Here is a 20,401-nt window from a genome sequence, read left to right on the forward strand (position 1 = left end):
AGGAAAGATTATGATTTATTCTTTAGAAAACTCAAGTATTAAAATTACAGCAAGTACTCATGGTGGAGAAATACATTCTATAACTAATAAAGAGGATGGGACTGAATATTTATGGAATGGAGATCCAGAGTATTGGAAATATCATGCACCAATATTATTCCCTATAGTTGGAAAGGTTGTTGATTCTAAATATAGAGTTAATGGACAAACATATGAATTACCACAACATGGTTTGGCCAGAACATCAGACTTTAATTTGATATCACAAACAGATAATGAAATATCTTTTGAATTAACATATTCAGAAGAATCATTAAAAGTATATCCTTTTAAATTTTCATTAATCTCTACTTATAGATTAGAAGATAACTCTATAGATGTTACGTATAGCGTAAAAAATTTAGATGATAAACGAATATATTTTTCTATAGGAACTCATCCAGCATTCATGTGCCCTATTAATGGAGATGATAAGCTAGAAGATTGTTATCTTCAGTTTAATGAAAAAGAGACAAGCAGTAGAAACCTTCTTACTTTAGAAGGATATCTTTCTCATGAAAAAGGTGAATGTTTAAATTCCACAGATGTTATTATGTTATCAAAAGAGTTATTTAAAGATGATGCCTTAGTATTCGATGATTTAAAGTCTGATAAAATAACAATTAGATCAAAAAATAATGATAAAGCACTGATAGTTGATTTTGAAGATTTTCCTTACATGGGAATTTGGGCACCAAAAAGTGGAGCTCCATTTGTATGCATAGAGCCTTGGTTTGGGCACGCAGATTATGAAGATTTCAATGGTGAATTTAGTGAAAAAGAAGGTGTGATTTCACTAGAAATAGATGAAAAATTTAGTTGTACATATAAAGTTACTATCATATAATCTAAAATTATATTTCTCATTAGAAGATTTGCTAGAATAAAAAATAATTCACAGAAAATATGGATTAGTTCTATTTTTTGTGGATTATTTTTATTGTTATGTGGATAATATTTAGTGGATATTGAGAATTGTATTAAATATATAGAAGGGGTGTTGAAAGATGATTCTAAATAAAGAATTTTATAAGCAAGGAGCATTAATTTTAGCGAAAGAATTATTAGGAAAAGTTGTTGTAAGGACTGTTGATAATCTTACCTTAAAAGCAAAGATTGTTGAAACAGAAGCTTATGTAGGAGAAATAGATAAAGCATCACACGCCTATAATGGTAGACGGACAGAGAGAACAGAACCTTTATTTAGAGAAGGTGGAATAGCATATGTTTACTTTATTTATGGTAAATACTATTGTTTTAATGTTATAAGTGGAATTGAAGATAAAGGTGAAGGAGTTTTAGTCAGAGCCTTAGAACCACTAAATGAATTTGATTATCTTGCAAGGAAAAGATTTGGAAAAAGTTTTGATGAATTATCAGAAGCAAATAAAAAAGCACTTACAAATGGTCCTTCAAAATTATGTATAGCTTTTTCAATAGATAAATCAGAAAATTATAAGAAACTATATGAAGAAGGAGATTTTTATATAGAAGATAGTAAGGATGAAAAATTTGATATAGTTGAAACTACTAGGATAGGTATTGATTATGCCGAAGAAGCTATAGATTTTCCATGGAGATTTTATATAAAGGACAATAAATATATATCTAAGAAATAATTAATAATAAAGTTATAGATTTATAATGATAAGTTTAACAATAAAAAAATCAAATGATAACATATAAATGAAATAAAAAAATAATATATTATCATTTGATTTTTTATTTATTACTTCTATTTCGGAAAGTAAAGAATTTCATTAATATAAAAGTAACTGGTACACCTATGATTGCTGCTAACATATAAGCAAAAAGCTTATGAAATCCAATAGTAGTACAAATTATTACAACAATATACTGAATGAAAAAATTAGGCATAGATGATATTGTAAACTTAGTTAATTTTTCAAGGCTAAGTTTTTCTTTAAAGGTTATAAAGCTATTTAATATATAGGATATTAATAAACCAGAAATATAACCTGGTATAAAAGCAATATTAGCACTTAAAAAGCTGGAAAATATATAGGAAAAAACAGTTCCATTAAAAGTATTTACTATTCCTATTAATACGAAAATAATAAATTGTTTGGTAAAAAAAGTATTCCTGAATTTTTCAATAAAATTATCCATAAAATAAATACCTATTTATCTTTCTTATTAATATCAATTAGTTTATCAGAAATAATAAAGCGAGGCCTTTGTTTAGTTTCATTGTATATCTTACCAATATATTCACCTATAACACCAAGAGATAAAAGTTGTATGCCACCAAGCATCCAAATTGATAAGGTTAATGAAGTCCATCCAGTAACTGTACTTCCAAAAAATTTAACAACTATAGAATAAATTAATGCTATAACACTAACAAAAAATATAGTAAAACCGAGCATTGTAATTATTCTTATAGGTTTTATACTTAGAGAAGTGATTCCATCTAAGGCAAAAGCTATCATTTTTTTTAGCGGATATTTAGATTCACCAGCAAATCTTTCATGACGTTCATATTCAACAATTGAATATCTATATCCTATTAAAGGAATCATTCCTCGAAGAAACAAATTAACTTCTTTATATTGACTCAATCCTTCTAGGGCACGCTTACTCATAAGACGATAATCAGCGTGATTAAAGATTGCATCAACACCGAGAATATTCATTAATTTGTAAAAGGCTAAGGCTGAGGTTCTTTTAAAGAAAGTATCAGTTTGGCGGGAAGATCTTACACCATAAACAATATCACTGCCATTATAGTATTGTTCCACAAATTTATCTATTACACCTACATCGTCTTGCAAATCAGCATCTAAGGATATGGTCATATCTGCATATTCTTTAGCAGTCATTAATCCTGCAAGTAGGGCATTTTGATGGCCTCTATTTCTTGATAAATTAATGCCGGAAAATATAGAGTTCTTTGAATAAAGTTGTTCAATTATATCCCAAGTTTTATCCTTTGAACCGTCATTAACAAAAAGTATTTTGCTTTCACAAGAAATAAGTTCATTTGAAATCATGGTATTAATTTTTTCTAACAATCGTTTAGAAGTTTCATGCAAAACCTGCTCTTCATTATAGCAAGGTATTACAAGATATAGTATATCTTTCATAAAGCCACCTCCAGTAGATTATTATATCAAATTTAATTCTAAAAATACCAATCTTAATGATTTATTAAGAGTTTCTTTATAAATCATATACTACTTTTGTTATAACAATTGAAGTTTCATCTATTAAATTAATTTCTTTATTAATTATATTATCATTAGAACTCTTAATAATTTTTACAATTGGACGTAACGGAAAGTTAGGCAAAGTTTCTTGAACAACGGCGACATCAGCATTGCTAAGTTCAACTAAAGTTCCTTTAGAAAATGGAATTACAATTTTACAAAAAGTATTAACCATATCATAATCAAACATTCTTCCAGCATTAGACATTAAATATTCTAAAACGTCACTTGGAAACATAGCCTTTTTATTAGGTCTACCTGAAGATAAGGTGTCATAAGCATCTGCAATGCTTACTATTTTACTTAAATTATTGATTTTATCATCAGTTAATTTATCAGGATATCCTAATCCATCAGGCCTTTCATGGTGTTGTAATACTATCATTTTGCTATGAGAACTTAAATTATAAGCATCTGAAAGGTATCTATATCCAAGAGTTGGATGCTGTTGAAGTATTAAGAGTTCCTCTAAACCTAGTTCTGAGTCCTTCATTAAAATTTCATTATGAATAAAAGTTTCTCCAACATCATGAAGCAAAGCTCCGATACAAAGATATTGAAGCTGTCTTTTTGGAAGTTTTAATGCAATACCTAGAACGAGAGATATAACAGCAACATTTACTGAATGAGAATAAAGATAATTATTCATACTTCGGATATCTACTAAAGAAAGAAGTACATTTTTATTGTTCAATATATTTTCGATTAAATTTTCAGCCATATCTTGAATGTTGTTAAAGTACTTTTCATCCTTTTTTGAAAATTTATCAGCAACAGTAATTCTATTTATGTTTGAAAAACTTTCTTTTATAGTTGAAATTGCTTCTTGTCGTAGTTCGGGTTTGATAATATCATCAATTTCTTCAGAACTATATTCATCAATTATATATATTGCTGGAATTTGTATATCTTTCATTTTAGAAATAATTGGCTGGGTTAGAACAAGACCTGATTTAGCTAATATTCTACCTTCAGAATCATATAATGTTTTTCCAATGATTGTATTGGTTTTTACACATTCAAGTGGGACTAATCTCATATTTATTCTCTCCTAAAATTTAGATTATAGTACAATATAGAACATAATTCGAAATAATATTTAAATATAATAGTAGTATAGCAATAAATTTGATGCATTTATAGTATATAAGGAAAAAAATAAAATTATAATTTATATGGTATAAAACTATAATTTATTTTATGCATAAATTTATGAATTAAATTAAAAAAGGGAAAATAAGAATTTGAGAAGATTGCAAGAGGAATTTTAAATAAATAGTATATAAATTTTGTATAAATATTCTGATTTTTTATACTAATGTATGATAAATTTGTTTCTTGGAATTTAAATTGTGATATAATATTATAGATAAAAATAAAATATCACAAGGGGGCTTTTTTAATGTCAAGAGTTTATAATTTTTCAGCGGGACCTGCTGTATTACCAGAGGAGGTTCTCAAAGAAGCGGCAGAAGAAATGTTGGATTATCAAGGAACTGGAATGTCAGTTATGGAAATGAGTCATCGTTCAAAGGCGTTTGAAGGCATTATTACAGATGCTGAAAAAACACTACGAGAACTTATGGGGATTCCGGATAATTACAAGGTATTATTCCTTCAAGGTGGGGCATCACAGCAATTTGCAATGATTCCAATGAATTTAATGAAAAATAAAGTTGTGGATCATATTATTACTGGGCAATGGGCAAAGAAAGCAGCAACAGAAGCGAAAATATTTGGGAAAGTTAATATTTTAGCTTCATCAGAAGACAAAACCTACACATATATACCAGATCTAAAAAATTTAAAAATATCTGATGATGCAGATTATGTGTATATATGTCACAACAATACAATATATGGAACTAAGTATAATGAGCTACCTGAAGTTGGGGATAAACTGTTAGTAGCAGATATGTCATCAGATTTCTTATCAGAACCGGTTGATGTATCAAAATATGGATTGATTTTTGCAGGTGCACAAAAAAATGTTGGACCAGCAGGAGTTGTTGTTGTAATAGTTCGTGAAGACCTAATTACAGATGATGTACTACCAGGAACTCCTACTATGTTAAAATACAAGGTTCATGCAGATAATAATTCATTGTATAATACACCACCAGCATATGGAATATACATATGTGGAAAGGTCTTTAAGTGGCTTAAAGATAAAGGTGGACTAGAAGCCATGAAAAAGATAAATGAAGAAAAAGCAGCTATACTATATAATTATTTAGATTCAAGCAGTATGTTTAAGGGAACTGTTGTGAAGAAGGATCGTTCTTTAATGAATGTGCCATTTGTAACGGGTTCAGATGAACTAGATGCTAAATTTGTAAAGGAAGCAAAGGCAAAAGGATTTGAAAATATAAAGGGACACAGAACTGTAGGCGGTATGAGAGCAAGTATATATAATGCTATGCCAATAGAAGGTGTTAAGGCTTTAGTTGAATTTATGAAGAAATTTGAAGAAGAAAATAAATAGATAATAACAATTAGAGAATCATATTTTTGATTCTCTAATTAATTTTGAAATAGATAATTCTATAATACATCTAAAATTTACATAAAAGTTATAGAATTCAAATCATAGAAAAAAGTGAATTTTCATATTTTGAATTTATGTTTAAAGAAAGTGATAAGAAATCGTATCAAATTAAGTAAAAAATTATCCTACATTTTTATTTTCTCCTCCATTCTGACAAGTATATGACTCCGCATGGGGGGTTACGGTAGATTCCGTTTCAGTAGCTTTAAATTCCATTATTCCCTCAATCTTAATTTTATCGTGGTCTGTCAATTTTCTATAAAGTCTGACTATATTAATTTCATCTTCAGTAAGGGAACCTAATGAAGAAATATCCTTACTGATTTCAGTACTGGTTGAATTTTTACTACTTATGTTATAAGTATCATTAATAAACATGTCTCCAGTGCCATTAATTAGCCAGTTTTGTGAAACTTTATATATATTTTCTATGTTAACTAATGCCTTGCTAGATGGTTTATAGCGACCTTTAATCCAATCTGTAATATTACCAGGAGAATAACTTATTGATTCAGCAAATTGTTTTTTTGTAAGTTTATAATGTTTTAATATTAAATCCAATCTATCACCAATATTGGTATCCATTTCAAACAAACCTCCTAAATTTTACTGAAATAAGTAAAAAAATACTTTACAAGTACTGATTTCAGTAATATAATTAGTACGTGATAAGAAAACACTTCAAAAATATTTTATCATAAATGATTATTAATAAAACTAATATATTTCATTTCTTGAATTTAACTAATGAGAAAGGTATCCTACCACTTACCCAGAATATTGACAAATGAATTAATTTGTGATTTTTTAAGGAGTTGATTCAAATGAAAAATGACATTTCTGATTTTGGAAAGGAAATTAAAATTAGGCTTATTCAATTGAATATGACACAAAGAGCATTAGCTAAAAAGATTGGTGTTAGTGAAAATTATTTAACAGATATAGTTAATGGAAGGCGTTCTGGGATAAAGTATAGAGCAGCTATTACTTCAGTTCTTTATAAAGAAAATATTGAAGATAGAATAAGAATAGTTTAATTATTATATAAAGTACACTAGATAAAATGCAATCTCAAATTGCTGTAAATAAATATAAAAGATATAATTAATATCCCATAAGTAAGAGTAGGTACTATATATAATAATGAGGTATATCATTTTGAATGATTAGATAAATAACTTCATTAGGTAGTGTTTAAACCATCAGTTATTTAATTGCTGGTTTTTTTATGGGTAAAAATATTTATGAAATTATATACTGAAAATATGAAATCAGAGAAGGGGACATATTATGAAGTGGTTTGGAAGTTTGAAAACAATGCAGAAATTAATATCTGGATTTATTTTTGTTGCATTATTTATTGCATTAACTGGAATTAATGGAGTTTTTAACTGATATTATTTTGAATTGATTTTTTAAAATAGAAAAGAAGGTTGAAAGTGATGAAGAAAAATGAGAAAAATATATTGGTAGTTGATGATATGACAAGTATTAGGAAATTCATTAGAGGAACTTTAGAGGATTATAATTATAATGTATTTGAAGCTAGCAATGGAGAAGAGGGAATCAAGGTATTTGAAAAATATGGCGATATTGATTTGATAATTACAGATATATATATGCCAATAAAAAGTGGATTAGAGCTTGTAGTTGATTTGAAAGAGAAGCACAAAAATTTAAAAACTATTGTTCTTTCAGATGGTGGTAAAAATAATTTTTCTAATGAACTTGGGGTTGTTGAAGCCCTAGGAGCAACATATTTTATGAAGAAAGATTTTATAAAAGATAAATTGATAGGATTAGTAAAAGATATACTGAATGAGTAAATTATATTTACTGTTTGGTAAAAAAATCTATAAAAAGAAGGAATTATAAATATAGTATCGAATTATACATTTTATAAAGGAATATATAATTTTATTAAATATTTTGAGGAAGGGAAGTTATAATATGTTGAGACTTACCTGGATGGAATTTTTTTTGAGAACTCTTCCGGAAGTATTCGTTATGGTATGGGGCATACATGTGATTTCTAGAGAATCTATAGATAAATTTAAGTATATACTTTCTAGTATAATATTAGCTATATTAACTTTTCTTGTAAGATGGCTTCCTATATATTTTGGTGTACATATGATAATTAATATGATTCTGATTATAAGTATTATGGTTATTATTAATATACCAATAATAAAATCAATATATAGTACTTTATTAGCATTTTTTATACTTGCGCTAGGTGAATTTTTAAATATGGCACTATTAGACTTATTAGACATAAATATAAACATTGAATCCTTAAATATTTATAATAAATGTTTATATTGGTATCCATCATTAATATTTTTCTTATTATTTATAATATTAATGAATTATTTATTTAAAATGAGAGAAAAAATAAAAAAGGTATCTAAATTGAAGGATGATAATTTAAATAGAGAGTAATGAGAAATTATTTTTAAGTATAAAAAAATAAAACAATAAGTAATTACAATAATCCTATATATTGAGAACATAATATATAGGATTATTTTCATAGATTAACTAATTTTTTTTAATAAAACATGGTTGAAATAAGATATATTTATATATTCATCTATATTTGAAACCTTCATTTCAATATCAAACATTTTTTCTTCCCAATCTTGCTGATTCTTTAATTCATGATTTTGTTGTAAAGCCCAAAAGGTTTTAATTCCAAGTACTTTTTCAATAGCGATATTCATATCTTTTACTAAATCTATAATATCATTTATATTGTAATAATTTACTTCACCAAATGGTGGAATATTAATAGTTCCACCATTAAGTAAATATATTGCCTCATCTACGTTATTTTCATAAACAACCTTCTCCATAATCTTTCCTAGAGGATTATGTTTTACAATTGATATAATTCCATTGGGTTTAAGAATTCGATAAAATTCTTGAAATATATCTTTCCGTTCCTTTATATATTCTAAAACATTATGACATAATACAACATCAAATGAATTATCTTTTAGTTTTTTTAATTGATCTATTTCACCAACAATTTGTTTATAATTATTTTTGCAGAATCTTTTTTCTACTGTCTCAACATCCGGCTCTATTGCGAGGACATCATTATTTTTTGCAAAATGACTTGCTGTGATTCCGAATCCGCTTCCATAGTCAAGGACTTTTAAATTGTTTATATGAGACAGTTGTTCCCAAACTACTCGATAGAAAAGTATACTCCATTTGCTATTTAGATTCTCTAAATATGTATTTAAATCATCAATCATTATGTTCCTCCTTTTATAGGATTACTTATATATATATATCAAATTATACTTTTATTATAACATTATGTTACACAAATTTATATTTTTGGAGTAAATTTTATTAATTTTATATTTATTTTTTGTTTTTTGAAAAATAAAAAGGAAAAATATAACCAATGTAGAATTATACAAATATATAATTAAATAGAGAATATATACAAATTTTTTAAATTTTTTTTGATAACATTGTAGATAATAAAAAATCATAATGGGTAATTAATAAAGAATGAAGAAAGGAATAAAATATGTCTCTAGCTGAAAAAATAGCAATTAGAATTGGAAATAATGCAAAATTATTTTTGAAGGTTGATGAAGATCAAGAACAAGTAATTGTATATGGAGCAATAAATTTATTTCAAGTCATATTTGCTTTCCTATGGGTTATAATTGCTGGAGTGTTTTTTGGTGTTCTTTATGAGGCCTTAGTATTTACCGCTACAGTTGGTATTTTAAGAAAATATTCAGGAGGTGCACATGCTTCTTCGTCAAGTCGGTGTATTATAATAGGAACAATTTTGGCGGTGTTAGCTGGAATAATTATTAATAATGTATTATATATTGCTAATAATTATCTAGTATTGTTAATAAGTGTAGCTTTTATGATTTTTTCATTTATGATAGTGGCAAAAAATGCACCAGTTGATAGCATTAAGAAACCTATTAACAATATCGAAATGAGAAAGCAATTTAGAAAGAAATCTATCACTGTACTATCTATTTATTCAATTATAATAATGATTTTATTTATATTAAATAAAAAATATTTGGAATTACATTACATAAAGTTGATGGAGATTATTAGTCTTGGTGTTTTATGGCAGACTATTACGCTTACTAAAAATGGAATAAGATTTTTAAACAAAGTTGACTTTGTTTTAAAATACATTACAGATAGAAAGGGGTGAATGATATGAAAAATTCCATTAATAAAGTAATTGTTACAATTGCAGCTAATATTTGTACAAAAATGGCATTATCAACTTCAGCATCAGCTTGCTCTATAAGTACATTCCAACCAGAAGAACCAAAGTGTTTAAGAAAATAGTAAGTAATAAAATTTAGTTGGAACAATGTTTAAAATAAAAATTGTTGATTTAATTATCAACAATTTTTATTTTAAATTTATGCATTTTTACCTATGATATTAGGGGGGAACAGTATGAAAGCTTTTATAGATAAAGATGAAAATAATTTAGCTATAATGTTATCAATTATTAAAATTGCAATAATAGCATTTATTAGCATAATCATATATATAAATTTGCCTAAGTATTGGGGTGATTTGAATATAAAAGATAATGGCCAATACAATTTATATACTATGGGATTTCTTTTATGTATTACTGGACTGTGCTATTTTTTGTGGTTGATAATTAGCCGTAAAATGTTACAATCGTCAAATGTATTTAAGGTTTCATGGTTATTGGAAAATATTTTCTTTATAGCGATAATTTCTTTACCTATGTATTTATCTACGGTATATGAAAGCGAAAATAAATATTTATTTCTATTATTAATAATATCATCTGTCATTCAATATGGTTCACGTTATGGAATTATAACATCACTTTTTTCTTCTATATTTATACTGGGGACAGATTTATTATATGCTCCGATAAAAGATGGAATAAATTTATACTTGCAAAAGGATTTAACCATGGTGGGAGTATTTATTTTTGTTGCGTGGATTCTTGGATATTATGTTGATATGGAAGTATCAAATAATAAAAAAAAGGATAGAACGCTTGAAATATTAAGTTCAGAATTGAAGGAAAAAAATAAGGAAAGACTAGACATAGAATCATTATTACTGAAAAATAAAACTTGTTATGATATGTTATTTGAAAATTCCTCGAATGCTATCATTGTGCATGAAAATGGAGTAATTATATATGCAAATGAAAGTTCAGCCAAGTTATTAGGATATGAAAATCCGATTGAATTAAATGGTAAGGATTTTTATAAACACTATCCTCAAAATATAAAATTAAATGTTGAGGAAAGGTATTTAAATATCATAAGCAATGAAGATTTAAAAGTTATGGAAGAAGAAAACATACTCAATTGCAATGGTGGTCTTATACCAGTGAGAAATACTTCAGCTTTCTTTACATACAAAGGAAAATCTTCAATACTAACACTTTTACTAGATATAACTTCAGAAAAAAAATTGGAAACCTTAGAAGAGGATGTGGAAAAAAGTTTAAAATTACTTAATGAAACTAGAGAATTTAACAACCTCATAACCGATTTTTTTACTAACATGTCTCACGAACTTAAAACACCTGTTAATGTTATTTTTGCTGCAATTCAAACTATATATGTGTACTTAGATGATTGTAAATTAGATAATATAGATAAATGTAAATCTTATTTAAAAACAATGAAACAAAATTGTTTAAGAATGATTAAGTTAATAAATAATCTTTTAGATATAACAAAATTAGATTCAGGATTTATTAAAATTAATAAAAGAAATGGCAATATTGTAAGCGTTATTGAAGATATTGTTCAATCAATAGCGTCATATGTAAAAAGTAAGGATATAGAACTTATATTTGATACTGATACGGAAGAAAAAATTATGGGGTTTGATCATGATATGATGGAACGGATATTATTGAATTTAATATCGAATGCCCTTAAATATAGTAATCCTAATGGACATATATATGTTAGTTTGGTAGATGAACAATCAAGTCTTGTTATAAAAGTTAAAGATGAAGGTAAAGGAATTCCACCGAATAAGCTTGATGTTATATTTGAACGATTTGGACAAGTTAATAATTCACTATCTAGGCAATGTGAAGGAACTGGGATAGGATTATATCTTGTGAAATCATTCATTGAGATCCATGGTGGGAAAATAACTGTTACAAGTACTGAAGGAGAAGGTAGTGAATTTATTATAGTATTGCCAGCAAAATTAGTTGAAAATGAAAGCTATGAAGATAAGGCTTTTTTTGAGACTCACGTGGAGAGAATAGAAATAGAATTTTCTGATATATATTCAATATAGACATAATAAGAGCTTCAAAAAAATATAAGATAGATAAAAATAAAACTTTTGGGCAGAGCACTTTTAAGTTATGTAATAATAGAAATAACAGCTGATATTTCTATTCACGTTATTGATAGTGAATAAATATCAGCTGTGCAAAAACTTAATCATTTATTTGAATACTAACTAAAATTCATATATTTCTAGTTAGTATTCAAATATTAAAATTAAATAAATAAGTCATTTTTAATCTAAATAATATTAAAATTCTGATGTCCCTGGAGTTCTTGGAAATGGTATTACGTCTCTAATGTTTGTCATACCTGTTATATACATAATTAATCTTTCAAAACCTAAACCAAAACCTGCATGTTTAGTTTCTCCATATTTTCTTAATTCTAAATACCACCAGTAATCTTCTTCTTTAAGACCTAATTCACTCATTCTATCTTTTAAGACATCTAATCTTTCTTCTCTTTGGCTACCACCTATAATTTCACCAATTCCTGGTACTAAAAGGTCTGTAGCGGCAACTGTTTTTCCATCTTCATTAAGTCTCATATAGAAGGCCTTAATGTCTTTAGGATAATCTGTTACAAAAAGAGGTTTCTTAAAATGTTCTTCTGTAAGATATCTTTCATGTTCAGTTTGTAAATCAATACCCCAAGATACAGGATAGCTAAATTCTTTTCCGCATTTTTCTAGAATTTCAACAGCTTCAGTATATGTTACTCTGGCAAAATCTGATGAAACTACGTGATTTAATCTTTCTAACAACTCTTTATCAACAAATTGATTAAAGAATTGTAATTCTTCAGGACATTCATCCATAACATATTTAATTACATATTTAAGCATATTTTCAGCTAGTTCCATATCATCTTGTAGATCTGCAAAAGCTATTTCAGGTTCGATCATCCAAAATTCAGCAGCATGTCTTGTAGTATTAGAATTTTCAGCTCTGAATGTTGGTCCAAAGGTATATATATTTCTAAAAGCTAAGGCAAAGCATTCTGCATTTAATTGCCCTGATACTGTAAGATTAGTTTCTTTACCAAAGAAATCTTTTGTAAAGTCTACAGTTCCATTATCATTTAATTCTGGAGTTTTAGGATCAAGAGTAGTTACTCTAAACATTTCTCCAGCACCTTCACAGTCACTACCAGTTATTATTGGTGTATGTGTATATACGAAATTTTGATCTTGAAAGAACTTGTGTATTGCATAAGCTGCAACGGAACGTACTCTGAAAGTTGCTGAAAATGCATTACTTCTAGGTCTTAAATGAGCTATTGTTCTCAAATATTCAAAAGTATGTCTTTTCTTTTGAAGAGGATAATCTGAATTTGACATTCCTTCAATAACAATTTCTTGTGCTTGAATTTCAAAAGGCTGTTTAGCATCAGGTGTAGCAACTAATGTACCAACAACTGTAATTGAAGAACTTATAGGTAATTTTGATATTTCTTTAAAATTGTTTAATTTATCATCAAAAACTATTTGGATAGTTTTAAAGAAAGAACCATCATTAACTTCTATAAATCCAAATGCATTAGAAGCTCTTAAAGTTCTTATCCATCCGGATATAGTTACTTGTTGTGATAAAAAATCATTAGTATTTCTATAAATACTTTTAATTAGTGTTGATTTTGCCATATTACATGACCTCCATTTATATAATTAACTTTGAGATTAAAATAAATGTTATATTAATAAATATTTTCATTAAGCTAAAATACTATTAAATAGCCTATTGTGTATAGGCTAAATAGATTTTACAATAATTTCTTAATGAATGCAACTTGTAGGATATTCTATGCTTGTCTATTCTACTCCAGTTTCAAAACTGTGTATTAATTCATTAGGGAAATTTAACATAGTTACATCTTTAACTGTTCTTTTGTATGCATAGGGAACTTCTTTAATTTGTGCTTTTATTCCACTTTCCTTTGTTATATCTAGTATGCAGTAGGTGCTGTTTGGACGTCCAATTTTAGGTTTTCCTATACTACCGCAATTTACATATAGTTTATCACCAAATTCTTTTATTCCAGGTATATGGGTATGAGCACAAACTAAAACATCTTCAGTAATAGTATTCATGATTTCATTAGTATTATCCCCATCTTCTAAAAGATATTCATTTATTGCATTTGGGCTTCCGTGAACAAACAGAATATTTTTACCTTCAATATTTAATGTCAATTTTAAAGGTGAATTTTCAAGAAATATTCTGTTTTCTTCACGCAATTCATTAACAGTCCAAGGAAGAGAAAAGGCATTAATAGGGGTTTCTCTAATATAGGAATATTTATTGTCAACAACGGAACTATCATAATTACCTTTGATACAAAGGATGTGTCGGCGTCTAATCATTGAAATAACTTCATTAGGGTGCGGACCATAACCAACTAAGTCTCCCAAGCAAATTATTGTATCAACCTTTTCGTCATCAATGTTTTCTAAAATGTTAATGAGAGCATATATATTAGCATGAATATCGGAAATCACTGCTATTTTCATAAGTATTCCTCCAAAGTTATATAATAAAGTTATTATTTCTGAAAATTATGATTCTAAATATTTTTCTCCCACAATAACTACATCACCAGCACCAACTGTTAATAATAAATCACCATCTGTAAGTTTAGATTTAACATAATTTAATGCTTCATCATGAGAATGAACATTTGTACATTTTATTCCTTTTTTTCTTAAGGCATCTCCAAGTTCATCTGATGATACTAACCCAGTATTTTTTTCACGGGCAGCATAAATATCCATTAGTATAAGTTCATCTACATCATTAAAGCATTCAGTAAATTCAGTGAATAAGGCTTTTGTCCTAGTATAAGTATGTGGCTGGAAAATACAGTATGTTTTATTATGATCAATTTGTTTTGCAGTACTTAAAGTTGCTTGAATTTCTGTAGGATGGTGAGCGTAATCATCTATTACAGTAACACCATTTAATTCACCTTTATATTCAAATCTTTTATGAGCACCTTTGCATTTGGATAATCCATCAATTATGCTATCAGCAGATATATCAAATATAAGAGAAACACAAGTCGAAGCAAGTGCATTTAATATGTTATGCTTACCTGGTACATTTAAAGTAAGGGTAAATAAATTTTTATTTCCTTTATATACATCAAAAGTTGCACATCCATTTTTATTAAATGTTATATTTTTGGCAGTCACATCTGCATTATCACTAAATCCATAGCTTATTGTATTGCAATTCGCTTTTGATAAAATTTCCTTTACTCTAAAATCATCTATGCAGCCTACAAGATAACCATCATTTGGAATTAGCTTAGAAAATTTTAAGAATGTATCAGCAATTTCATCAATATCTTTATAACAATCTAAGTGATCTGCATCAATATTTAAAATTATTCCTACATAAGGGAAGAATTTTAAAAATGAACGTTTATATTCACAAGCTTCAACTAAGAAATAGTCGCTCTTCCCAATTCTAAAGTTTCCTCCTATTGCATCTAATTCGCCTCCAACTAGAATTGTTGGATCTAAATCACCAGCAAGAGTAATATGAGAAAGCATAGATGTACAAGTAGTTTTGCCATGTGTACCTGTTATTGCAACATTATATTTATGGCCCTTCATAATTTGACCTAAGAATTCAGCTCTATCCATTAATGTAATATTTTTTTCCTGCGCTTCTAGAAGCTCAAGATTATCAGAGGGGATTGCAGCAGTATATACTACTAAATCTGCATCTTTAATATTTTCTCTTTTGTGGCCTATGTAAACTTCAGCACCTAAAGTTTTTAGCTTATCAAGTATTGGTGAATCCTTGAAATCTGAACCAGATACTTTAAAACCGTTATTTAGTAGTACAGCAGCAAGTCCGCTCATACTGATTCCACCGATACCAATGAAATGAATTTTTTTGTTTTTATCTTTTATAAAATTGAAAGACAAATTACCAACTCCTTTTTTTAGATTTATGAAAATAAATTTTGTGTATAGTTCAAAATTTAGTTTAAAAATCATTAGTTTTATACATTAACTATAATTATATACATTTTTCTAAAAATCAACCATAGAAAAAAATAAATACATAACATTTTATGCATATTAAATAGAATTGTGAACAAGTTATAATATATAGATAAACTTTATAGGCAAATATTATTGCTATTAATTTAAATATAGCATAAAATATGAATATTAAAGCGATTTAATATCAAAAAAATTCGTGTAGGTGATTTTATGGAGAAGTTTACAAGGAATAAAAGGGTAGTTGTTATTACAAAGATATTATTAGAAAATCCTAATAAAATATTAGGATTAAACAAATTTTCAGAGCTATTGAATGCAGCTAAATCTACAATAAGTGAAGATATAGTTGTTGTTCGTGAAGTATTGGAAAGACTTGAAATGGGTAAAGTTGAAACAATAGCTGGTGTGGCTGGAGGAATAAAATATATACCTCAAAGTGGTGAAGATGAAAATAAGACTTTTGCACTAGAATTATGCAAACAATTAAGTGATGATGGGAGAGTTATACCAGGGAATATAATATATATGACAGATTTAATGTATAATCCTAGCATAATAAGTAAAGCGGGAGTAATGCTTTCATCATGTTTCCAAGGAAAAGATGTTAACTATGTAATAACTGTTGAAACTAAAGGGATTCCACTAGCTTATGAAGTGGCTAGAAATTTAGGAGTACAATTAGTTATTGCAAGAAGAGATAGTCAAGTAACAGAAGGACCAACAGTTACTATAAATTATGTATCAGGTAGTAATGGAAGATTGCAACAGATGTCTTTATCAAAGAAATCAATGAAACCAGCAAGTAAATGTATTTTTATTGATGATTTTATGAAGGGTGGAGGAACTGCAATTGGAATCAAGGACTTATTAAAAGAATTTGACAGTGAATTAGTAGGAATAGGTGTTTTGGTTGACAATAAGCAAATTGATAAAATTTTAGACGATGAATATGTGTCTGTTGTGGAACTAAAAGCAGTTGATAAATCAACAATTATAGGAATACAGCCTTCAAAGACATTTTCTTAATCAGAAATTTTGAATTGAAATTGATTAGAATTAAATTCTTTTTAAAAATAATTAATATAATTTAGTCACTTTTGATGATTTGAGTTCTAATATATATGTGGATGTTATAAATATAAAATAGGACAACCCTTTTGAAAAAGTACACTATATGTAAATCTACATAAAAAAATAAATTTTATCAGGATTTATCAAATATAAAAAAGGAATTTAGAAATTTGTGGAGAAATATATAGTAAATATTAAATTTTTTAAGCAACTGGGAGGGGTGGAGTAAAATGCAAATAACAGACGTTAGAATTAGAAAAATTACATCAGAAGGTAAAATGAAAGGAATAGTTTCTGTAACATTTGATAATGAGTTTGTAATTCATGATATTAAGGTTATAGAAGGACAAATGGGTTTATTTATTGCTATGCCTAGTAGGAAAACGCCAGATGGAGAATTTAAGGATATAGCTCACCCAATTAATACAGAAGCAAGGGAAAGAATTCAAACTGCAATTTTAGAAGCTTATGAAAAAGCTGTTTCAGAAGAAGTTGTAGAGGGGTAATGGGTTTTTGAGAACAAAAGGAAGTTTTTATAACTTCCTTTTGTTCTTGTAAGATTTAAATATAAAATGAAATATTAAACTTTGTAATGGCTTGAATTATATATATGATTCAAATATAATTAATTTGGTATAATTAAATAATTATATAAATTTAAAAAAATAGTTTTAAGATAAAATAATAAGTTAAGTATGGTAGTTTGATTTGTTATTTTAAATTATAAATGAGGTGTGATATATAATGTATAAATGTGCACTAGTTTTAGCTGCTGGTCAAGGTAAAAGGATAAAATCAGATTTACCTAAGGTATTACATAAAGTATGTGGTAAGGAAATGCTAAAACATGTTATAGATTCAATAAGAAGTGCTGATATTGATGATATAGATGTAATTATAGGAAAAGGTGCTGACCTTGTTAAAGAAAGAATAGAGGATAAGAAGGTATCGTATTCATTACAAGCTGAACAATTGGGGACTGGGCATGCGGTTAAGTGTGCTCTAGAATTTTTGAAAGGAAAAAAAGGGGTAGTAGGAATTTTTGCAGGTGATACTCCTTTAATAAAGCAATCAACAATTGAAAAATTGTTTAATGAACATATTGAAAATCAAAATTCAGCTACAATATTAAGTGCGATTGTTGATGATCCAACTGGATATGGCAGAATTGTAAGAGGAAAAAGTAATGAAGTATTAAAAATTGTTGAGCATAAAGATTGTAATGAAGAAGAACTAAAAATCAATGAAATGAATTCAGCTATATATTGTTTTGATATTGAGTTATTAGTGGATGCTTTGGGAAAAATAAATAATAATAATAATCAAGGAGAGTACTATCTTACTGATGTTATAGAAATATTAAAATCTAATAATAAAAAAGTTGGTGCTGTTATAACTGATTTTGAAGAAACTATAGGAGTGAATTCTAGAGTTCAGTTAGCACAAGCAGAAGAAATTCTTAGAAATAGAATAAATCTTATGCATATGGAAAATGGTGTTACCTTAATAGATCCTAAAACAACATATATAGAAAGTGATGTTGAAATAGGAAAGGATACAATAATTTATCCGAATAATATATTAGAAGGCAATACTAAGATAGGAAGTAATTGTTTAATTTATCAAAATTCAAGAATTGTTAATAGTGTAATTGGAGAAGAAGTAGATATTCAAGCTTCAGTTATATTAGACAGTAATATTGGAGATAATACAACAGTTGGACCTTTTGCATATATAAGACCTGAAACTACAATAGGTAAACATGCTAGAATTGGAGATTTCGTAGAAATAAAGAAATCAACTATAGGTGATGGCACTAAAGTTTCACATTTAACTTATATAGGAGATGCAGAAGTTGGAGCTGAATGTAATTTCGGGTGCGGGACAGTAGTTGTAAATTATGATGGTAAAAACAAAAATAAGACAATTATAGGAGATCATAGCTTTGTAGGTTGTAATGCTAATTTAGTGTCACCTGTTACAATACACGATAATACTTATATTGCAGCAGGATCAACTATTACTTCTGAAGTTAAGGAAGGTGAACTTGCAGTTGCTAGAGCTAAACAAAGAAATATTAGTGGATGGGTAGAAAAAAAAGGACTAAAAAAGTAAAAGCCTAATTTTTATAACTAGCTAAAATTTTAAGGAGGTCTTCTTAATTATGATAACACATGGTAGAAATATAAAAATATTCACTGGAAATTCGCATTGTAGGCTTGCACAAGATATAGCTGATATTTTAAAAATTCCAGTAGGACAGTCTAGGGTTTCAACTTTTAGTGATGGAGAAATATCTGTTGATATAAATGAAACTGTTAGAGGAAATGATGTGTTCATAGTTCAGTCAACTTCATCTCCTGTTAACAATAACTTGATGGAATTGTTAATTATGATTGATGCATTTAAGAGAGCATCAGCAGGGAGAATAACAGCAGTTATTCCATACTATGGGTATGCAAGACAGGATAGAAAAGTTAAGGCTAGAGATCCCATAACAGCAAAGTTAGTTGCAGATTTATTGACAGCAGCTGGTGCAAATAGAGTTCTAACTATGGATTTACATGCGCCTCAGATTCAAGGGTATTTTAATATTCCAGTTGATCATTTACTTGGAGCTCCAATATTGGCTCAACACTTTATATCTAAAGGATTAATTGATAGGGAAGATCTTGTAGTTGTTTCGCCAGATTTAGGAAGTGTGACTAGGGCTAGAAAGTTTGCGGATAATTTACATGCGCCAATAGCTATTATAGATAAAAGAAGGCCGAAAGCTAATGTTTGTGAAATAATGAATATTATAGGTGATATTGAGGGTAGAACATGCATATTGATTGATGATATGATAGATACTGCTGGAACTATTACTAATGCAGCAAATGCACTTAAAAATTTAGGGGCAAAGAATATTTATGCATGTTGTACTCATGGCGTGTTATCAGGACCAGCAATGGATAGGATAAATAATTCATCAATTGAAGAATTGGTAATGTTAAATACAATTCCATTGAATGAGGAAAATGATAACCATAAAATAAGATCAATTTCTGTTGCACCTTTATTTGCAGAAGCAATAAAAAGGATTTATGATGATGAACCAATAAGTAAATTATTTGAGTATGAACAATAGAAAGCTTTTCTTAAAATACTTCTAAAAATTAGTTTGAATAAGTGAGAA

General features: G+C 27.6%; 21 protein-coding genes. 13 read left to right on the forward strand and 8 right to left on the reverse strand.

The genetic code is table 11. The features are described 5' to 3' along the window. Positions 1-10: 10 nt before the first annotated feature. Together CSPA_RS00415 and CSPA_RS00420 are read left to right on the forward strand one after the other, a co-directional pair. Entirely contained in the window at positions 11-886 is an 876-nt protein-coding gene (locus tag CSPA_RS00415; protein WP_015390255.1) for an aldose 1-epimerase family protein, read from the forward strand. A 160-nt stretch (positions 887-1,046) separates the two neighbouring features. Continuing rightward, positions 1,047-1,658 carry a DNA-3-methyladenine glycosylase gene (locus CSPA_RS00420; RefSeq protein ID WP_015390256.1) on the forward strand — a complete coding sequence of 204 codons (612 nt, stop codon included), beginning with the start codon at positions 1,047-1,049 and terminating at the stop codon, positions 1,656-1,658. A 103-nt stretch (positions 1,659-1,761) separates the two neighbouring features. Here the strand turns inward: CSPA_RS00420 and CSPA_RS00425 are convergent, their stop codons facing one another. The 3 genes from CSPA_RS00425 to CSPA_RS00435 all read right to left on the reverse strand — a co-directional run bounded on the left by CSPA_RS00425 (position 1,762) and on the right by CSPA_RS00435 (position 4,308). Then, the gene (locus CSPA_RS00425; RefSeq protein WP_015390257.1) at positions 1,762-2,169 is read right to left on the reverse strand and encodes a GtrA family protein; all 408 of its coding nucleotides are present in this window, start codon (positions 2,167-2,169) and stop codon (positions 1,762-1,764) included. Positions 2,170-2,180: 11 nt separating this feature from the next. Further along, positions 2,181-3,146 (reverse strand): glycosyltransferase family 2 protein, encoded by a 966-nt coding sequence (locus tag CSPA_RS00430; RefSeq protein ID WP_015390258.1) that lies wholly within the window; start codon positions 3,144-3,146, stop codon positions 2,181-2,183. 76 nt (positions 3,147-3,222) lie between these two features. Continuing rightward, on the reverse strand, positions 3,223-4,308 hold the full coding sequence (locus tag CSPA_RS00435; protein WP_015390259.1) for an HD-GYP domain-containing protein: 1,086 nt from the start codon (positions 4,306-4,308) through the stop codon (positions 3,223-3,225). A gap of 363 nt (positions 4,309-4,671) precedes the next feature. On the opposite strand from CSPA_RS00435, the gene serC reads away from it, so the two are divergent. Beyond that, positions 4,672-5,754: a 3-phosphoserine/phosphohydroxythreonine transaminase gene (gene serC / locus CSPA_RS00440; protein ID WP_015390260.1), complete on the forward strand. Its 1,083-nt coding sequence runs from the start codon at positions 4,672-4,674 to the stop codon at positions 5,752-5,754. Between the two features lie 183 nt (positions 5,755-5,937). On the opposite strand, the gene CSPA_RS00445 is transcribed toward serC, so the two are convergent. After that, complete coding sequence (locus CSPA_RS00445; protein ID WP_015390261.1) at positions 5,938-6,402, reverse strand: helix-turn-helix domain-containing protein; 465 nt, start codon at positions 6,400-6,402, stop codon at positions 5,938-5,940. A gap of 239 nt (positions 6,403-6,641) precedes the next feature. Here CSPA_RS00445 and CSPA_RS00450 point away from each other — a divergent pair, with 239 nt between their 5' ends. The 3 genes from CSPA_RS00450 (at position 6,642) to CSPA_RS00460 (ending at position 8,262) form a co-directional block, all read left to right on the forward strand. Next, a complete protein-coding gene (locus CSPA_RS00450; RefSeq protein ID WP_015390262.1) occupies positions 6,642-6,854 on the forward strand; it encodes a helix-turn-helix domain-containing protein in 213 nt (70 codons plus the stop codon). A 405-nt stretch (positions 6,855-7,259) separates the two neighbouring features. Beyond that, positions 7,260-7,643 carry a response regulator gene (locus tag CSPA_RS00455; RefSeq protein WP_015390264.1) on the forward strand — a complete coding sequence of 128 codons (384 nt, stop codon included), beginning with the start codon at positions 7,260-7,262 and terminating at the stop codon, positions 7,641-7,643. A 142-nt stretch (positions 7,644-7,785) separates the two neighbouring features. Beyond that, positions 7,786-8,262, forward strand: a complete 477-nt coding sequence (locus CSPA_RS00460) for a hypothetical protein (RefSeq protein ID WP_241427136.1) — start codon at positions 7,786-7,788, stop codon at positions 8,260-8,262. A gap of 95 nt (positions 8,263-8,357) precedes the next feature. Here the strand turns inward: CSPA_RS00460 and CSPA_RS00465 are convergent, their stop codons facing one another. Further along, positions 8,358-9,083, reverse strand: a complete 726-nt coding sequence (locus tag CSPA_RS00465; protein ID WP_015390266.1) for a class I SAM-dependent methyltransferase — start codon at positions 9,081-9,083, stop codon at positions 8,358-8,360. 284 nt (positions 9,084-9,367) lie between these two features. Between CSPA_RS00465 and CSPA_RS00470 the strand changes: the two genes are divergently transcribed. The 3 genes from CSPA_RS00470 to CSPA_RS00475 all read left to right on the forward strand — a co-directional run bounded on the left by CSPA_RS00470 (position 9,368) and on the right by CSPA_RS00475 (position 12,141). Next, positions 9,368-10,027 carry an accessory gene regulator ArgB-like protein gene (locus CSPA_RS00470; RefSeq protein WP_015390267.1) on the forward strand — a complete coding sequence of 220 codons (660 nt, stop codon included), beginning with the start codon at positions 9,368-9,370 and terminating at the stop codon, positions 10,025-10,027. A gap of 5 nt (positions 10,028-10,032) precedes the next feature. After that, positions 10,033-10,167 carry a cyclic lactone autoinducer peptide gene (locus CSPA_RS28995; protein ID WP_015390268.1) on the forward strand — a complete coding sequence of 45 codons (135 nt, stop codon included), beginning with the start codon at positions 10,033-10,035 and terminating at the stop codon, positions 10,165-10,167. Between the two features lie 114 nt (positions 10,168-10,281). Further along, a complete protein-coding gene (locus tag CSPA_RS00475; protein ID WP_015390269.1) occupies positions 10,282-12,141 on the forward strand; it encodes a sensor histidine kinase in 1,860 nt (619 codons plus the stop codon). A 243-nt stretch (positions 12,142-12,384) separates the two neighbouring features. Here CSPA_RS00475 and asnS read toward each other — a convergent pair whose 3' ends face one another. The 3 genes from asnS to murC all read right to left on the reverse strand — a co-directional run bounded on the left by asnS (position 12,385) and on the right by murC (position 16,071). After that, a complete protein-coding gene (gene asnS / locus CSPA_RS00480; RefSeq protein ID WP_015390270.1) occupies positions 12,385-13,779 on the reverse strand; it encodes an asparagine--tRNA ligase in 1,395 nt (464 codons plus the stop codon). Positions 13,780-13,947: 168 nt separating this feature from the next. Beyond that, entirely contained in the window at positions 13,948-14,646 is a 699-nt protein-coding gene (locus CSPA_RS00485; RefSeq protein ID WP_015390271.1) for a metallophosphoesterase family protein, read from the reverse strand. Positions 14,647-14,691: 45 nt separating this feature from the next. Beyond that, positions 14,692-16,071, reverse strand: a complete 1,380-nt coding sequence (murC, locus tag CSPA_RS00490; protein ID WP_015390272.1) for a UDP-N-acetylmuramate--L-alanine ligase — start codon at positions 16,069-16,071, stop codon at positions 14,692-14,694. A 291-nt stretch (positions 16,072-16,362) separates the two neighbouring features. Between murC and purR the strand changes: the two genes are divergently transcribed. The 4 genes from purR to CSPA_RS00510 all read left to right on the forward strand — a co-directional run bounded on the left by purR (position 16,363) and on the right by CSPA_RS00510 (position 20,353). Next, entirely contained in the window at positions 16,363-17,178 is an 816-nt protein-coding gene (gene purR, locus CSPA_RS00495; RefSeq protein WP_015390273.1) for a pur operon repressor, read from the forward strand. Between the two features lie 275 nt (positions 17,179-17,453). Further along, the gene (spoVG, locus tag CSPA_RS00500) at positions 17,454-17,729 is read left to right on the forward strand and encodes a septation regulator SpoVG (RefSeq protein ID WP_015390274.1); all 276 of its coding nucleotides are present in this window, start codon (positions 17,454-17,456) and stop codon (positions 17,727-17,729) included. A 238-nt stretch (positions 17,730-17,967) separates the two neighbouring features. After that, complete coding sequence (gene glmU, locus CSPA_RS00505; protein WP_015390275.1) at positions 17,968-19,338, forward strand: bifunctional UDP-N-acetylglucosamine diphosphorylase/glucosamine-1-phosphate N-acetyltransferase GlmU; 1,371 nt, start codon at positions 17,968-17,970, stop codon at positions 19,336-19,338. A 49-nt stretch (positions 19,339-19,387) separates the two neighbouring features. Further along, positions 19,388-20,353 carry a ribose-phosphate diphosphokinase gene (locus CSPA_RS00510; protein WP_015390276.1) on the forward strand — a complete coding sequence of 322 codons (966 nt, stop codon included), beginning with the start codon at positions 19,388-19,390 and terminating at the stop codon, positions 20,351-20,353. Positions 20,354-20,401: the final 48 nt, after the last annotated feature.

The organism is Clostridium saccharoperbutylacetonicum N1-4(HMT), assembly GCF_000340885.1.
GTDB classification, from domain to species: Bacteria; Bacillota; Clostridia; order Clostridiales; family Clostridiaceae; genus Clostridium; species Clostridium saccharoperbutylacetonicum.

Bases quoted from the DNA above. Each gene is read 5' to 3' on its own strand.
- CSPA_RS00415 (WP_015390255.1), top strand. From the start codon at position 11: ATGATTTATTCTTTAGAAAACTCAAGTATTAAAATTACAGCAAGTACT.
- CSPA_RS00420 (WP_015390256.1), top strand. From the start codon at position 1,047: ATGATTCTAAATAAAGAATTTTATAAGCAAGGAGCATTAATTTTAGCG.
- CSPA_RS00425 (WP_015390257.1), bottom strand. From the start codon at position 2,169: ATGGATAATTTTATTGAAAAATTCAGGAATACTTTTTTTACCAAACAA.
- CSPA_RS00430 (WP_015390258.1), bottom strand. From the start codon at position 3,146: ATGAAAGATATACTATATCTTGTAATACCTTGCTATAATGAAGAGCAG.
- CSPA_RS00435 (WP_015390259.1), bottom strand. From the start codon at position 4,308: ATGAGATTAGTCCCACTTGAATGTGTAAAAACCAATACAATCATTGGA.
- serC (WP_015390260.1), top strand. From the start codon at position 4,672: ATGTCAAGAGTTTATAATTTTTCAGCGGGACCTGCTGTATTACCAGAG.
- CSPA_RS00445 (WP_015390261.1), bottom strand. From the start codon at position 6,402: ATGGATACCAATATTGGTGATAGATTGGATTTAATATTAAAACATTAT.
- CSPA_RS00450 (WP_015390262.1), top strand. From the start codon at position 6,642: ATGAAAAATGACATTTCTGATTTTGGAAAGGAAATTAAAATTAGGCTT.
- CSPA_RS00455 (WP_015390264.1), top strand. From the start codon at position 7,260: ATGAAGAAAAATGAGAAAAATATATTGGTAGTTGATGATATGACAAGT.
- CSPA_RS00460 (WP_241427136.1), top strand. From the start codon at position 7,786: ATGGAATTTTTTTTGAGAACTCTTCCGGAAGTATTCGTTATGGTATGG.
- CSPA_RS00465 (WP_015390266.1), bottom strand. From the start codon at position 9,083: ATGATTGATGATTTAAATACATATTTAGAGAATCTAAATAGCAAATGG.
- CSPA_RS00470 (WP_015390267.1), top strand. From the start codon at position 9,368: ATGTCTCTAGCTGAAAAAATAGCAATTAGAATTGGAAATAATGCAAAA.
- CSPA_RS28995 (WP_015390268.1), top strand. From the start codon at position 10,033: ATGAAAAATTCCATTAATAAAGTAATTGTTACAATTGCAGCTAATATT.
- CSPA_RS00475 (WP_015390269.1), top strand. From the start codon at position 10,282: ATGAAAGCTTTTATAGATAAAGATGAAAATAATTTAGCTATAATGTTA.
- asnS (WP_015390270.1), bottom strand. From the start codon at position 13,779: ATGGCAAAATCAACACTAATTAAAAGTATTTATAGAAATACTAATGAT.
- CSPA_RS00485 (WP_015390271.1), bottom strand. From the start codon at position 14,646: ATGAAAATAGCAGTGATTTCCGATATTCATGCTAATATATATGCTCTC.
- purR (WP_015390273.1), top strand. From the start codon at position 16,363: ATGGAGAAGTTTACAAGGAATAAAAGGGTAGTTGTTATTACAAAGATA.
- spoVG (WP_015390274.1), top strand. From the start codon at position 17,454: ATGCAAATAACAGACGTTAGAATTAGAAAAATTACATCAGAAGGTAAA.
- glmU (WP_015390275.1), top strand. From the start codon at position 17,968: ATGTATAAATGTGCACTAGTTTTAGCTGCTGGTCAAGGTAAAAGGATA.
- CSPA_RS00510 (WP_015390276.1), top strand. From the start codon at position 19,388: ATGATAACACATGGTAGAAATATAAAAATATTCACTGGAAATTCGCAT.